Annotated in this window: 11 protein-coding genes and 1 tRNA gene; 7 read left to right on the top strand and 5 right to left on the bottom strand. The window is 59.7% G+C overall.

The window, feature by feature from the left end:
• Positions 1 to 56: 56 nt before the first annotated feature.
• The 4 genes from ACR0BA_RS00120 to ACR0BA_RS00105 all read right to left on the bottom strand — a co-directional run bounded on the left by ACR0BA_RS00120 (position 57) and on the right by ACR0BA_RS00105 (position 8181).
• Positions 57 to 1397, bottom strand: a complete 1341-nt coding sequence (locus ACR0BA_RS00120; protein WP_170358354.1) for an HlyD family type I secretion periplasmic adaptor subunit — start codon at positions 1395 to 1397, stop codon at positions 57 to 59.
• Between the two features lie 12 nt (positions 1398 to 1409).
• Positions 1410 to 3701 carry a type I secretion system permease/ATPase gene (locus tag ACR0BA_RS00115; protein WP_480725903.1) on the bottom strand — a complete coding sequence of 764 codons (2292 nt, stop codon included), beginning with the start codon at positions 3699 to 3701 and terminating at the stop codon, positions 1410 to 1412.
• A gap of 36 nt (positions 3702 to 3737) precedes the next feature.
• Positions 3738 to 5693, bottom strand: coding sequence for a type I secretion protein (locus ACR0BA_RS00110; protein ID WP_480725901.1), 1956 nt, complete (start codon positions 5691 to 5693; stop codon positions 3738 to 3740).
• 133 nt (positions 5694 to 5826) lie between these two features.
• Entirely contained in the window at positions 5827 to 8181 is a 2355-nt protein-coding gene (locus ACR0BA_RS00105) for a hypothetical protein (RefSeq protein WP_170363022.1), read from the bottom strand.
• 815 nt (positions 8182 to 8996) lie between these two features.
• Here ACR0BA_RS00105 and ACR0BA_RS00100 point away from each other — a divergent pair.
• Positions 8997 to 9539, top strand: coding sequence for a helix-turn-helix transcriptional regulator (locus ACR0BA_RS00100; protein ID WP_367646301.1), 543 nt, complete (start codon positions 8997 to 8999; stop codon positions 9537 to 9539).
• The gene (locus ACR0BA_RS00095) at positions 9532 to 10029 is read left to right on the top strand and encodes a hypothetical protein (RefSeq protein ID WP_093962654.1); all 498 of its coding nucleotides are present in this window, start codon (positions 9532 to 9534) and stop codon (positions 10027 to 10029) included. Before ACR0BA_RS00100 ends, ACR0BA_RS00095 begins: the two co-directional genes overlap by 8 nt.
• Before the next feature lie 32 nt (positions 10030 to 10061).
• Here ACR0BA_RS00095 and ACR0BA_RS00090 read toward each other — a convergent pair.
• Positions 10062 to 10147 (bottom strand) — tRNA-Leu (locus ACR0BA_RS00090).
• A 237-nt stretch (positions 10148 to 10384) separates the two neighbouring features.
• Between ACR0BA_RS00090 and ACR0BA_RS00085 the strand changes: the two genes are divergently transcribed.
• The 5 genes from ACR0BA_RS00085 (at position 10385) to ACR0BA_RS00065 (ending at position 15708) form a co-directional block, all read left to right on the top strand.
• Positions 10385 to 11428 carry a pyridoxal-phosphate dependent enzyme gene (locus tag ACR0BA_RS00085; protein WP_480725899.1) on the top strand — a complete coding sequence of 348 codons (1044 nt, stop codon included), beginning with the start codon at positions 10385 to 10387 and terminating at the stop codon, positions 11426 to 11428.
• Positions 11425 to 12570: a M24 family metallopeptidase gene (locus ACR0BA_RS00080; RefSeq protein WP_480725897.1), complete on the top strand. Its 1146-nt coding sequence runs from the start codon at positions 11425 to 11427 to the stop codon at positions 12568 to 12570. The genes ACR0BA_RS00085 and ACR0BA_RS00080 overlap by 4 nt, the downstream gene beginning before the upstream one ends.
• On the top strand, positions 12567 to 13283 hold the full coding sequence (locus ACR0BA_RS00075; protein ID WP_480725895.1) for a maleate cis-trans isomerase family protein: 717 nt from the start codon (positions 12567 to 12569) through the stop codon (positions 13281 to 13283). Before ACR0BA_RS00080 ends, ACR0BA_RS00075 begins: the two co-directional genes overlap by 4 nt.
• Before the next feature lie 81 nt (positions 13284 to 13364).
• The gene (locus ACR0BA_RS00070) at positions 13365 to 14513 is read left to right on the top strand and encodes an ABC transporter ATP-binding protein (RefSeq protein ID WP_480725894.1); all 1149 of its coding nucleotides are present in this window, start codon (positions 13365 to 13367) and stop codon (positions 14511 to 14513) included.
• A gap of 103 nt (positions 14514 to 14616) precedes the next feature.
• The gene (locus ACR0BA_RS00065) at positions 14617 to 15708 is read left to right on the top strand and encodes an extracellular solute-binding protein (protein ID WP_093962659.1); all 1092 of its coding nucleotides are present in this window, start codon (positions 14617 to 14619) and stop codon (positions 15706 to 15708) included.
• Positions 15709 to 15723 lie beyond the last annotated feature (15 nt).

Below are 15723 nucleotides of genomic sequence, written 5' to 3'. Positions count from 1 at the left end.
ATTTTCACGAATGCTAGCACGGGGCCCTTTGAATTTGTAAGCGATATGGTGAGCGCCTATTGCTCGCGAAAGGCCCGAGACATGCTGTCGACGATCGGCTTGGCGATATAGGCGGCAAAGGTGCGTTCCTCGGTCTGGATCATGATCTCGGCCGGCATGCCAGGGGTCGGAATGAAGCCCCGTACCCGGTCCATCTCGTCAGGCTCCAACGACACCCGGGCCAGATAGACCTCTTGAGGTATTCCGCTGGCTTCTTCCAGAACCGCGTCCGCCGAGACGTAAAAGACTTCGCCCGTCAGAACCGGTGTCGTGCGCTGATTCAAAGCTACCAACCGCACGGTCGCGGTCTGGCCGGTCACAACGCTGTCGATATCGGTGCGCGGGATCTGGGCCTCGATGATCAGCGGGGCATCAGCTGGCAGGATTTCGGCAATCGGCTTGCCGGTCTCGATGACGCCGCCCGGCGTGTAATAGTGCAGTCGCACAACCGTGCCATCGACCGGGGCGCGAACCACCGCGCGGGCAAGAACACTGCTGGCCTGGCGCGATTTTTCCCGCACGCTTTCCAGATCCGCCTCGATTACACCCAGTTCGTCCAGCGCTGCTTCGCGATAGGCAGACCGGGTCCGGGTGATCTGCTCTTCGTATTTCAGCAGCATCTGGCTGGTTTCCGAAGCCTCGGCCGCCAGTCGGGCCAACTGCCCGTCCGCTTCGGCCTGGACCCGCCGGATGGTGTTCAACTCACCCTTTCGGACAAGCCCTTTTTCGAACAACGCGTTCTTGGTTTCGTATTCTTCCTGAAGGATCGCCTTGCGGCGCTCCATGCTTTCCAATTGCGCCTCGAAGCCGCTGGCCCTGATCTTCAGCGCCTCGATATTACGTTCGAGAAGAGCAATGTCATTCAGCAGTGTCTTGCGCGAGACTTCGAAACTGAGCCGCTGGTTGTCGAGAATGGTCATCACTTCAACGTCGTCGGACGCCTCGATCAGGGCGGGTGAAAACTCCAAAGTGTCCTTTTCGGCGTATTCCGCCAGCAAGCGCTCGACCATCGCCTGAAGGCGGATCTTGCGGATGAACAATTCACGCTCATTTGCCTCGGCCGAGGTCTGGTCGAGTGTCATCAAGACCTGCCCCTCCTGCACGGTCTGACCTTCGGTGACCAGAATCTGTTCGATGATCCCTCCTTCAAGATGCTGGACGATCTTGTTGCGCCCAGTGGCTACAAAGCTGCCTTGCGCAATCACTGCGGCCGCGAGCGGCGCCTGAAACGACCACAGGCCGAACCCGCCGAAACAGGCGACCAGCAGCACGGTGCCCACGACTATGAATTTGGTTATCGATCTCGGAACCTCGGCGTACCAAAGGGCGGGATCGTCTACTTGGACCAATTCGTTCATCTTTACCCCCGTCTACCCTTTCAACTCGGGCTGCTGGCGCGGCCCGTTCAGTTGCTGCAGCACCTGCTCACGCTGACCGAACAGGGCGACCCGCCCGTCCGTCAGCAGCATGATCTTGTCCACCACGTTCAAAAGCGTCGGTTTCTGGGTGATCACGACCACGGTAATCTTGTTTTCCCTCGCCTGCTCGATTGCCCGGGCAAGCGCCTTGTCGCCCGCGACATCCAGGTTCGAGTTCGGCTCGTCCAGAACCACCATCCGCGGATTGCCAAAGAAGGCGCGCGCCAGCGCGATCCGCTGTTTCTGACCGCCAGACAGGGGCGAGCCATCGGCAGCGACCACGGTCTCATACCCCTGTGGCAAGGTGGCGATCATGTTGTGCACGTCGGCCAGAACTGCAGCATCATGAATTTGCTCATCGGTGGCATCGGCGCGCATTCGGCCGATATTGTCCTTGATCGTGCCCGGAAACAGCTGAACGTCCTGCGGCAGGTACCCGATGCTTTCGCCAAACTGGCGCGGATCCCAGTTTCGAATATCCATCAGGTCGAGCCGCACGCTGCCCGAGGTCGGCAGAATCGATCCTACCAGCGTTTTGCCCAGTGTGGTCTTACCCGCGCCCGAGTTTCCGATGATCGCCAGCGTCTCGCCCGGGTTGAGCGAAAAACTGATGCCATTGAGAACCACGCGTTTGGTACCCCCGGGTACAAACAGAAGGCGTTCAACATCCACTCGTCCCTCGGGGTGGGGCAAGCGCAGCTTCTCATACTGAAGCGCCGAATTGGACAGCAATGCCTTGATGCGGCTGTAGGCACCGCGGGTCAGCAGGAATGTATTCCAGCCCTCGATTGACCCTTCGATCGGCGCAAAAGCCCGCCCAGCGATGATCGAGGCCGCGATCACCATGCCGCCCGTGATTTCGCCTTGCAGGGCCAGATAGGCCCCCCATCCCAGAATGCCGACCTGCGTCAGCAGGCGCACGGTGCGTGAGATCGCCGCGAACACCACGTTTCTGTCCTGCGCCCGGACCTGCCAAGTCAGGGAGTTGGCGGTGTCGCGTCCCCAGATCCGAACCGCCTCGGGGATCATTGCAAGTGCGTTGATGATCTGGCTGTTCCGCGACATCGAATCCAGATGCTGGTTGGCCAGAGACTGGGCCATGTTGGCCTCGGCAAACGGTTTGGCCGTCATCCGCTGGTTGATCAGCGCGATAACCATCAGGATCACGGCCGTCACCACCACGATCATGCCCAACTCGGGGTGGACCAGGAAAATCATAAGGATGAACAACGGCGCAAACGGAACATCCAAAAAGGAGAGAAGGGTGCTTGAAACGAGAAAGCCGCGGATCTGCTGCAGATCTCCCAGCGTCTGATACTCGCGTCCCGTCCCGTGCAACGATGCATGCGCCGCGGCACTGAGGGTCGGAGCGCCCAGTCGCGCCGCCACTTCGACTCCGGTGCGCATCAACATGAAGCGCCGCACCGCATCGAAAGCCGATTGAAAGATGATTGCCCCGGCCACGATCGCCGTCAGCATGATCAGCGTGTCCAACGAGCGGCTGGTCAGCACCCGGTCACTGATCTGGAACAGATAGATCGGGATCGCCAGGATCAGCAGATTGGTCGCGCAGGTCAGAACCAGAACAAACGCAAGGTTCCGCCATATCGCTCGCATCGAGGTCCGAAGGGTGCGTTGAAAGTCTTCGGGCGGCGTGCGTTTGTGAAAAGTTTGGGGTGGCCCTTTGCCGCCGCCATCGCCTGAACCAGTGCGCAGCAGCGGCTTGTTCGCTTCGGCCTCGATAGTGGTGCCCATGCGATCCGTCCCACCCGACCGGGACGAGGGGGTCATGCGCGCGGTCGGGCTTTCGACGGTTTGCGGTTCCGAGTCCTCGGCATTGGCCACCCCTTCGCCGTCACCCGCACGCCCTTCCACGGCGACGGTCTCCGGCGTTTCGCGCCGTCGGGGAGAAGCGGCGCTGAATGTTGTTTCCAGTGTATTGTCGTCTGTTATTTTCTGATCGGTTTCGTCCCGGGCTTCCGGTGTCGGAGCCGCAGCATTGCGAGCAACCTCATGCTCTGTCTGCGCCGTGGCCGGGCCCTCCTGCGATGCCTTGTTCTGACTCTGCTCGGTCACGGGCACGCGCATCTCCTTGGTCAGCCTTAGCCGTGCGGTCAGCCGTTCCGTTGCAAATGACGAGCCAGACACCATGTCGCTGGGTCGCAAAGTCAGAGGCTGTCCGCTTCCCGACCGGTCCAGCGGGCTGGCATATCGGGTGCGGCGCGACGAAAAAACGATCGACATAAACAAACCTTCCGGTCACTCGTAAAAAAGGGAAAATCAGGTCAGGATGGATTGCATTCCTACATTGGCGTCCAAGTCTTCGGGGGTCAGGACAGGAGCGGTCGGGCCGCTGACTGTTTGCCCGGCGGTCATTGCCTCCTCCATCAGGATTGCGATGGCTTCGTTGGCAAATTCCGGGCTGATCTCATTCTCGGGCAAGTCGATGAGACTGGCCTGGTGCAGCAAAAGCTCGGAATATGCGCCCTGCCCGGCCATGACCACGGAGTCCACGCCCAGCTTGTTGATGTTGGCCGCATTCAGCATCGCGTTGCTGCCGGACACGACTTCAGTACTGGCCCCATGCGGACCGGACAGGAAAATGTCATCCTGATCGGCGAGCATCGTGACCTGCTCAAGAATATTCACCTGCAGCAGGTTTCCGTCGATTTTCAGAACACGCATCTGCTCCATACCCGCGAACATCGGATTGTTCAGCAATGCGTCCTCGAGCGCGGCCATGTTCATTTCATTCAGAGCCATGGCCTCGGCCATGTTCTCCTCAAGCGCCTCCTGCAGGTCCAAGCCGTTGGTCATCACCGAAGCCTGGTTCATCAGAAGGTTTTCGTTCGCACCTCCGGCAGGTCCGGCTAGGCCGCCTGACACCACGTCGTCATCCATCAGGACGAGCGTCTGGAACAACATGTCGACCGAGATCATGTCGCCGCCGATCATGATCAAGTCATAGTAACTGCCGAGTTGAACAATATTGGCCACGTTGACCATCTGGTTGCCACCCATCGCATACATGGTCGAAGATGCGGAAATCTCGGTCTGGATATGGTCGATATCGGTGGCGTTGATGACCTGCTTGAGGAAGTTGGCAACCACCAGATCGCCATGGATCCAATCGACGGTCAAAAAGGACGGCTGCCCGGCCCCACCAGCGACAGCCGAGGTTCCGGCAAGCCACGGCGCAGGATTCGCCTCGGTTTCAATCTGGGCGGATTGGACGACGTTGGTGCCCGCGCCGCTGCCGGTTTTTCCGACATCAACATCTGATACCAGCGCGACCTGGCTGATCATCGTCAGGCTGATCGCTTGTCCACCCACGGCGATGAAGGGGGCATCCACCCAACCGACGTTCAGCGCGACTTCGTTGATCGCAAGATTGCCGCCGGTGACAACGGTATGACCCTCGTGTGACTCCGGCCCCTCGGACTGGTTCCACTCGGCCGGATAGGACTGTGACACCAGATTTTCCTCAGCCTCCTCGGGCTGGTGGTAGGCCGGCAGAAGATCGCTCCAGACCGGAGCCTCCGACACGTGTTGACCGTTGACGATGATGCCTTCCGCGTCTTCACCTTGGAATTGGTGAACCGTGACACCTTGGACCGATCCGTTCATCGGTGTCGTTATCTGTTCGACCAGCGTATCCAGGTATTCTGGCGTCATGTAGTCCGGTATCGCCAGTGAAGGCACCGCCATCGCATGAAGCGAGTGCGCCACGTCCAACGCGGCTTCGGCCTGCGCTGTCAGCATCGCCGCATCGCGGAAGTCGCCCGCGCCCACGGTATCATTGTCGCGCAGGACCAATGTCTCGAATGTGTAAGTGACGGCAGACCCTATCAGGTCGCTGACGACCTGAGGCTGCAACATCAAGAATTGCGGCCCGACCGAGATGGGCAATTCGGACTGCGGAACGAATCCGCCCGGCGCCAACGGGTCACCGATCTGGATGTTCGACTCGAGCATTGGGCCGGCTGGTGGCAGCGGCAACTGCGGGTCCGCGGGCGGTTCGGGGAAACGGTAGGGAAGCGGGTCGTAGTCCTTGGGCTTCAGATCCAGATCGGCCTTGACGACAATCCTGATCGGATCCTCCAGGCCTTCAACTTCGGCCAGCCGTCGGAGCGCGGTAAACTCCTCGTATTGCTGCCGCAGGATGGCCTGTTCCATCGTGAGCTGAAAAGTACCGATAAAATGGGCGATCGTTTCCGTAATGCTGTCAAGTGACATCTGGACTATCCCTGTCACCCTTTCCGGCAGAAAATTTCCGGGTCTGGGTTAAGTTGGACCGAGGCCATGAAGCACGGCCCCGGTGTTTTCATCAAAGACCGGAGGCCGAAATCGTGGCCTCCGGGGTCAGGCATTATGCCTCGGTGTCGTCGCTCGCGTAGGTCGAGCTCATCGAACCGCCAACCATCGTGGTATCGACCGAGTTGCCAAGCACGTTGGCGCCCATGACGATTGTCTGGTTGAAGGCCGAGGTATCGACCACTGCTGCTGCCGACGCGTAGGATTCACCGGTGACGATACCGTCGCCACCATTGTTGGAACCCCAAGTGCCGCCATTGCCGCCGGCTCCGCCGTCACCTGAATAGGCGCCGGCCGCGCTGCCACCGGTGACTGCGCCACCCGTGGTATCGCCGGACATGGCGCTACCCATGGCGTAGCCGCTGGTACCACCATTGGCCGCAGACGCACCGCCTGCACCACCGGCTCCCGAGCTGGCCGCGCCAGTCGCGCTACCGGATCCGGTCGAGGTGGCATCGTTGTCGGTGTACGACGCGCCGCCGTATCCCGCGATGGCTTCGGCCAGACTGTCGGCGGAACCGTTTGTGTCAGCGTCAGCAAAGACTTCTGCCGCACCACCGGTACCGGCCGTGTTGACCGCATCCGCAGAACCCGCACCGTTACCGGACGAGGTGGACGTTGGCGTCGTGGTCCCACCGGCTCCGCCAGCGCCTTCTGCACTGGACGAACCCGAACCGGTTCCGTTTGCCGCGCCATTGGCCGCGTTCGAACCGCCGGCTCCGCCGGTTCCGGTCGACGTCTGCGGGTTGCTGGCTGCACCGTTCACGTCACCAGGCGACTGGCTGATATTCGGACCGCTTGCGGCCAGATCGCCGACGCCCTGTGCGCCAGAGTTGGCTGCCGAGCTGCCGCCCGTGCCGGCTCCGCCGGACCCTGGGCCACCGGTTCCGGCACCGCCGGTTCCTGCGCCGCCGGTTCCAGCACCACCGGTGCCCGCTCCGCCGGCACCCGGGTTGTTGCCCGTGGTTCCGCCGCCACCGGTCGCAGCGTCGGTATCAGCCGCATTCAAGGCCGGACCACCATCCGCGATTTCCTGGTTCAGCGCTGCAATGGCTGCTTCGACCATGGCCGAGAATCCGCCGGATCCCTCGCCACCAGAGCCTTCGCCACCAGCACCTTCACCACCCGAGCCCGAGCCGCCGGAACCCGTGCCACCGGAACCAGACCCGCCGGTGCCATTGGCGCCACTTTGCGCGCCGCTGCCAGCCATGCCCGCACCCGTGTTGCTTCCGGCCGTCGCTTCATTCGCTTCGGTCGTACCGGTGCTATTGTTCGATGCAGAACCCGAGTTCGATGACTCGCCGTTGCCGCCATTGGCGCCGTTCGCACCCGACTCGTTTCCGGCCAGGCCAAGGCCCGCGCCGATCGAACCGGTCGCGTTTTCACCACCGTTGGCATTGCCTTCCGAGTTGGCGCCGGACAGTCCCAGACCAAGGCCAAGACCGATCGAGCCGGCATTACCGCCTTCACCGCCAGTTCCCTGGCCGTTGGCATTCGAACTGCCGGTGTTGTTGGCGCTGGAGGTGCTGTTGGCGTTGCCGCCATTGCCAGCCGTGCTTTCGCCACTGGCTTCGGCGCCCGACAGACCAAGACCCAGGCTCGTGTTGTTGGCGCCGCCCGAAGCCGCACCGTTGCCGCCTTGCGAAGCCGCGCCGGCATTGCCGGTGTGGCCGCCCAGCGCGAATGCGTGGCTGCCATTGGTCTCGCCGCTTGCTGCACCGCCGTAGCTGGTTCCGCCGGAACCCGAGTTACCGCCGCCGGAGGAGGAACCGATGCCTTCTTCGGCATAGGCCGAACCGCCCGTCGCGCTGCCGTTCTGATAGAACGAGCCGTCATTCGACAGGCTGGGCGAATCCAGCGTGTCATCGTCACTCAGGCTGGCCAACTGGTTGTTGATCGACGACATGTCATTGCCGTCACCATTCATCGAGATGGACAGGTTCAGATCATCGCCGGGATCATAATTCACGTCGTTTCCAGCCGTGATGACATCACCGATAGATGCCGAGTCACCGATATCCAGATCGACCTGGTCATCGTCGCGCGGGATCCACTCACCTTCACCGAAATCGATGTTGATCGAGTTTGCGATACTGTTGCTGTCATCGCCGCCATTCACGTTCGATTGCTGCTGACCTTGCTGTTGGCCCTGCTGCTGTGCCTGGCCCTGATCCTGACCCTGGGCCTGTTCGTTTGCGACCTCGGTCGCCTGAGCCTGAGCCTGGTTCTGTTCGTCTTCGTTATTTGCAGCGTTTTGAACTTCCTGACCCTGCTGCTGTTGCTGCGCGGTCAGTTCGGCCTCGATATTTGCTTCTTCGACGGGAATTTCCACCGAGATCGGAGCTTCGAGATTTTCAACATTAACTTCGTCAACGGTCGTGACATTGGTATTGTTCACATTGCGTCGCATAACAATCTTCCATTTTTGAAGCGCCAGACCGCCATTCATCTACAAAGCGATATTCGGCGCGGTTGAAAAATATTATTGAGCATCCATTCGCGAAACTGCGCATGTCTGCGGCCTTGTCTTTCGAATGATGTGTTGTCACCCCCCTTTTCTCGGCCAAGCCGATTCCGTGACTGCTCAAAATCACGCGAAAATACGCGGGCCGCAGACACGCCAGGTACAAGTACACTTCGCAAATTGAAGCACGACACAGGGTACAGATGCCGTTCGGCCTGCCTAGCTGGCAGAAAGTATTAACATCACTAAAAGGCTGATTTGCTTGATGTATTACTCGAACACGCATTTCATGGCCGAGTTCGGAGCCGAATTGGCCAGCGACAAAGGTTGGTGAATTAAAGTTCTTTGTATCCAGATATTTAAGCGGTCCGACCGTCAAACGGCCTTAATCGAAAGTTCTAAACTCTGGTGATTCTCAAAGCCGTACAGTTGTCGAAAACTGAACTTTCTGGTATACTCAATACATAATTTTAATTGTTTTTATTCAGTTTCACCTCGGCCAATAACGGCCAATTCAGGACGTAATCCGGGGTATTTAGGGGGGCACAAGAATGAGCATTTCCGAATTAAGTAACAGTTCCTGCACGATCGACGAAAACGAAGATTTTATGATTGTTTTTATTGGGAAAGAGCTCTTCTACTCCAACCAAACCCTGCGAAGCGTTCAGCACGAATTCGGTGTGGCAGCCCATCGGTTTGAATCTCTCGCGGCATTCTTGTCCCAAGCCAGCAATGCTGAGGGTTCCGGCAAGATTGTTGTCGTGGATCAGATCATGATGGAGGATCTGCTGGCCCGTCCCTCCGATTATGTCCGATCGTCCATGCCGGGATGCCTTGCCTTCGCATACCGCAAAGAGGACGCAGCCCGTTTCGTTTTCGAGCGATGGGACCGATCCCGGTACGGATCAATCGGGTTTCTTCCGATGAACGTCGCTCCGGACGCATGGCGCGCGATCCTGCGGCTGCTGATGCATGAAGAGTTGTACCTGCCGGGATTTGTGGCCAATTGCGTTGCATCGAAGCCGTGCGCGACAGGTGCGACTACGGCCCGAGAAACTCCGAAATCCCCTGCGGCTGGCCCCCTGTTGTCAAAACTGACCCGGCGCGAGAAGCAGGTTCTGCAACTTGTCTCCGAAGGCAAAAGCAACAAGGCGATCGCTGCCCAGTTGGGTATCACCGAACACACGGTCAAGCTGCACATGCACAACGTGTCGGGCAAGATCGGTGTCAGCAACAGAACGGCAGCGGCGCATTTCTTCTTTGAGGCGGCGGCGCAGGACGCGCACCGAACCTCGGTTGACTGACGACTTCGAAGCCAGGTTCGATCGGTTGATCCTTTTGGTCGGCCGCCTGAACTATGTCTGGACGAACACCGAAAGCCTGCTGATTCATCTGATTGCCGGCCTCTCGGGGACCAGCAAAGACGTAGCCGTCATCATTTTCCTGACCCTGAACACAACCCGCGCCCGAATTGATCTGGTCGAGCGTCTGGCAAAGATGGACGGAAGGCCGGCCTCGGTTCGTGATCCGATCCTAGAGCACACGCAGCGGCTCAGCCGTCTGTCTGGCATCCGCAACAAGTTCAACCACTGCATCTATTCCTTCGACCAGGAAACCGGGAACCCCAAAACGATCCTGATGCGCATTGCCGATCGAAAAACCGACATCAAGCTGGGACGCGAAGATACGGTCGACGAACAGGCGATGCAGGAAATCGAGGATGTCGTCGCGCAGCTGTCGGCGGCGAACCAGGACATCTGGCGGCTGATCTCCAAGCTGGGTTATCCGGTCTGACGATCGCCCTCGGCCAAGTCGACCAGTGTGTTTGGTGCGGGCGGTGGGACTCGAACCCACACGGCGCTAGGGCCTTCGGATTTTAAGTCCGATATGTCTACCATTCCATCACGCCCGCATCCGGCCGGTCTGATGCACCGGCGCCGGATCACGTGCCGAACACTTACACGCACCCATACCGATTGCAAAGACCGCAAGCGGTCAATTCGCCAGCCAGATCAACGCCGTTTGGTTCAGGGCAGGTAGCCACTTTTCCCAGGGAACAGGAAGTGTGCATTTCTCGCATTTCACCCCTATGCCTTGACAGATTGACTGCATTTCTATGACGTCTGCCGGATCGTTGAGGGAGGCCGCGATGAAGTCCGTCACCAACCCGTATCGAGGCGAAGGCAAACTGTTTTCACAGGCCCCCTTCCCTTCAACCAATTCCAGCCGGTTGGCGCAGCTTTTGTCGCTGTGCCCTGCCTCCGGCGTGACACCACTGGCCGAAGCGCAGGGTTTGGCGCCCGTTTCCCGCCTTTGGATCAAAGATGAACGGACGCGGATGAATCTCGGGTCGTTCAAGGCATTGGGCGCGGCCTATGTCATCGCCTGCCAAGCGAGCGAAGCCACCGAGACACCCGACAACACATCCCTTTCCGGCCGTACTTATGTAACGGCCAGCGCCGGGAACCACGGCCTAAGCATGGCTGCGGGTGCGCGCGTTTTTGGTGCGAATGCCGTAGTGTTCATTTCTGAAACCGTGCCCGAGAGCTTTGCTCAGCGCCTTTCGGCGCAAGGTGCGCGAGTGGTGCGCGAAGGCGTCGATTACGCCGCAAGCATGAGCGCCGCAAGCCGCGCGGCGAACGACAACGACTGGACGCTTCTGTCAGACAGCTCTTGGGAAGGGTATTATGACCTGCCCCATCTCTTGATGGAGGGGTACGTTCAAATGGCTGTCGAGGCGGTTGATCAATGTCCCGAACCTCCGACATTGATCCTGCTGCAGGCCGGAGTGGGAGGCATGGCGGGCGCCGTTGCCGCATGTTTCCGAAAGGCTTGGGGAGACGACCCCAGGATCATCGTGGTCGAACCGGCCGCAGCCCCGGCGCTGATGGCCAGCATCCAAGCCGGCGCGCCGGTATTTGCAGACGGTCCGGACAGCATCATGGGACGGCTGGATTGCAAGGAGCCATCGCTGATTGCACTGAATGGGCTGGCGCGGGATGCCGATCAGTTTCTGACGCTGGAGGATGACACCGTGGCCGCTCAGCTTCCGGTCATGGCAGGGGCCGGGTTCGAAACGACTGCGTCAGGCGGGGCCGGACTGGCTGCGGTTCTGGATACCGATAGCCGCAACTTGCTCAATATCGGACCACAGGACCGCGTTTTGTGCATCGTGACCGAGCAAGCCTCGTGAGAGGGTTCGAACAAGCCGAGTTCGCGGACAGAACTGCGCGTGCACAGGATCTCATGCGAGAGCATGGGCTGGACGCCCTGCTGCTGACGACCGAGCCCGACGTCCGGTATTTCAGCGGCTTTCTGACCCGGTTCTGGGAAAGCCCGACGCGCCCCTGGTTCCTTGTCGTTCCTGCGACCGGCAAACCTGTCGCGGTGATCCCGTCGATTGGCGCGGCTTTGATGGCGCAGACCTGGATCGAAGACATCCGCACTTGGACCGCCCCGGATCTGGCAGACGACGGAGTATCGTTGCTGGCCGAAACCCTGCGCGAACTTGTTCCGGACGGCGGTTTGATCGGATGCCCCGACGGGCATGAAACGCACCTGCGGATGCCGCTTGCGGATTTCGGGCGTCTGAAATCCGAAATCGACCGCCGCAGGATCACCGGCGACCTTGGCATTCTGCGCGACCTGCGCATGGTCAAATCTCAAGCCGAAATCAAAAAGATCGAAACCGCCTGCCTGATCGCGGGACAGGCTTTTGAGCGGGTTCCTGAGATTGCATCGGCCGGTGTTCCTCTGGATCAGGTCTTTCGGCGATTCCAGATGTTGTGTCTCGACGCAGGCGCCGATTGGGTGCCTTATCTTGCCGGCGCGGCCGACCAGGGCGGATATGGCGACGTAATCTCACCGGCAACCCAACAACCGTTGAAGCCGGGCGACGTGCTTATGTTGGATACCGGGCTGGTTTGGGATGGGTATTTTTGCGATTTCGACCGCAACTGGTCCGTCGGCCCGGCCAGTCCGGCCGTGCGCGCGGCTCACCACGCGCTGATCGATGCCACCGAGGCTGCGTTCGAGCAGGCCAGACCGGGTGCGACGGCCTCGGACCTGTATCACGCGATGAACTCGGTCCTGTCCTATGGCGGCGGCGGGACCGAAGCCGGGCGCCTGGGCCACGGGTTGGGCATGTCATTGACCGAGTGGCCTTCGCTCATCCCAACGGATCACACGGTTCTGAAACCCGGAATGGTTTTGACGCTGGAGCCAGGTATTGAGGTCGGTGGCAAAATACTTGTCCACGAGGAAAACGTGCTGATCACCGAAGGCGCGCCCCGGTTCCTGAGCCCCAAGGCAGGACGGGAGATTCCTGAGTTATGACAACACTGCCATTTTCTCTGGACACGGATGACCCGGACATATCTCCGCTTGGCCTGATCGTTCTGCAGACAGACGAGACGATCGAAGGCGATTTCCGCAGGCTTTTTTCCGGCGACCCTGCACCCATTTATGTCTCGCGCATAACCAGCGACCCGCAGGTCACAACCAAGACTTTGACCCGCATGAAACATGCGCTTCCGGCGGCGGCAGATTTACTGCCCAAGGCGCGCCCCTTCCGGGTTGTGGGTTACGCCTGCACCTCGGCAAGCTCGGTCATCGGGTCGGAAAAGGTCGAAGAACTGGTAAAGCAGACTTGTGACGTGCAAACGGTGACCAACCCGCTGCGCGCCGCGGTTGCGCAGGCGCGCGAACTGGGTGTGTCACGCTTTGCACTGCTGTCGCCGTATGTGGAGCAGGTCAACACGACGCTTCGCGCGGCGTTCGCCGATCAAGGGGTCCTGATGGATGTGTTTGGGACCTTCGGTATTTCCGAAGAATCAAAGGTCGTCCGGATTTCGACGCAATCCATCGTTGACGCCGCGGTAAGACTGGGTTCGGACAGTGCGGTCGAAGCTGTTTTTCTCAGCTGCACCAACCTTCGCACGTTGGATGCCATCCCGCAGATCCATGAACAGATCGGCAAACCGGTCCTGTCCAGCAATCAGGCCCTTGCGTGGCACATGCGGCGCCTCAACACTGCGCAAAATCCCTGAATCCCACCCAATGAGGATTGGTTTTTGTCATTGAGTCTTGCCAGCCGGACATTGCTGCGTCTTTAATGTGCTCAGGGATCAATGAAATCCGGACCAACCGGATCAAGAATTGACGCAACAGGGGGTCTTGTGACCGGCACTTCTAGCGACGCCGCGTTTGTCGAATTTCAACGCGTTCAAAAATCGTATGACGGCGAAAATCTTGTCGTCAAAGACCTTAACCTCGCGATGCCAAAGGGCGAGTTTCTGACAATGTTGGGCCCATCGGGATCTGGCAAGACCACTTGCCTGATGATGTTGGCCGGGTTCGAAACTGCGACGCATGGCGAAATTCTGTTGGACGGGCGACCGATCAACAACATTCCGCCGCACAAGCGTGGCATCGGGATGGTGTTTCAGAACTATGCCCTGTTCCCGCACATGACTGTGGCTGAGAACCTCGCCTTTCCACTGGAAGTCCGAAAAATCGGCAAGTCCGAGCGCGAAAAAAAGGTCCAGCGCGCCCTCGACATGGTGCAGATGGGCGCCTTCGGCAGCCGCAGACCCGCGCAACTGTCGGGCGGACAACAACAGCGTATCGCCTTGGCCCGCGCGTTGGTCTTCGAACCCGAGTTGGTTCTTATGGATGAACCGCTGGGCGCATTGGACAAACAGCTGCGCGAGCACATGCAGTTTGAAATCACGCGTCTGGCCCATGAATTGGGGATCACGACCGTCTATGTGACCCACGACCAGACCGAAGCGCTGACCATGTCAGATCGCGTAGCGGTATTTGACGATGGTCGGATCCAGCAGCTTGCACCGCCAGACCAGCTTTATGAAGAGCCGGAGAACAGTTTCGTTGCGCAGTTCATCGGCGAAAACAACACGCTGGAAGGCGTTCTGAAATCCGTCGATGGCGGGAAATGCGTCGTAGCGCTGGACGATGGGTCCGAGATTGATGCGGTTCCGATCAACGTCAGCCAACCGGGGGAACGGACCAAGGTCTCGATCCGGCCCGAGCGCGTGGAATTCAACAAGGATCGCCTCAGCCCCGAAGCGCATACGCTCAAGGCTGTGGTCAAGGAATTCATCTACATGGGCGATGTATTCAGGTTCCGCATGTCGGTGGCCGGCAATGATGAATTCATCGTCAAGACCCGGAATGCTCCTGACGCCGTCAGGCTGACACCGGGTCAGGAGATCGAGATCGGATGGCTGGCGCAGGATTGCCGCGCTCTGGACGCCTAGGCGCGCCCGGCTTCGCAGTCCGCCCCCAAGCCGAAAGAACCGACCGACGAAAACCCGTGCGTTGGTCGACCAAGCATAAAACGGGAAAAACTGGGAGCTACATATGAAACGTACCACCACAATGCTGACAGCTGTTGCTCTGGCAACTGCAGCAGGCGGAGTTTCCGCCGAAGAAATGACGATCGTGTCCTGGGGCGGCGCCTATTCCAAGTCGCAGCTCAAGGCCTATCACGAGCCCTATTCGGAAAAGACCGGCGTCACCATCCTGAACGATGACAGCTCGGCCGAGGCCGTGGCCAAATTGCGCGCCATGAACGAGGCGGGCAACATCACATGGGATGTGGTCGACGTGGTTGCCGCGGACGCGATCCGTCTGTGTGACGAAGGTCTGGCGATGGAAATCGACCCGGATACGCAGCTGGCGCCCGCGCCGGATGGCACTCCGGCTTCGGAAGACTTCGGCGATCTGCTGGTCAGCGAATGCTTCATCCCTCAGATCGTGTATTCGACCACCTTTGGGTATCGGACCGACATGGTCGGGGACAACCCGCCAACCGACATCTGCGCGGTCTTCGACCTGGAAACCTATCCCGGCAAGCGGTCGCTGGAAAAGCGCCCGATCAACAACATGGAATGGGCCCTGCTGTGCGACGGCGTCCCGAAGGACGAAGTGTATGACGTTCTGGCAACCGACGAAGGCCAGGATCGTGCTCTGAAGAAGCTGGACACCATCAAGGACAGTGTCGTCTGGTGGTCCGCCGGTGCCGATACGCCTCAGCTGCTGGCTGACGGCGAAGTCGTCATGGGCTCGACCTACAATGGCCGCCTGTTCAGCGTCATCGAAGAGCAGAAGCAGCCCGTCGCCATGCTGTGGGACGCGCAGGTCTTCGATCTGGACGGCTGGATCATTCCCGCCGGTCTGAGCGAAGAGCGCAAGCAGCGCGCGCTGGACTACATCATGTTCGCGACCGACACCCAGCGGCTGGCGGATCAGGCCAAGTACATCTCGTACGGCCCGGCTCGCGCTTCGTCGGCTCCGCTGGTCGGCAAGCATGCCGAACTGGGAATCGACATGGCTCCGCACATGCCGACCGATCCGGAAAACGCCAAGAACACGTTCCTCTACAACTACGAGTTCTGGGCTGACTACCGCGACGACATCGACGCCAAATTCCAGGCGTGGTTGGCGCAATAAGCGCTTGAAACTCTG

This window comes from Ruegeria sp. CI5 (genome assembly GCF_056536885.1).
The sequence above is the reverse complement of the archived record's forward strand: the minus strand, read 5'-3'. Positions and strand labels throughout refer to the sequence as shown.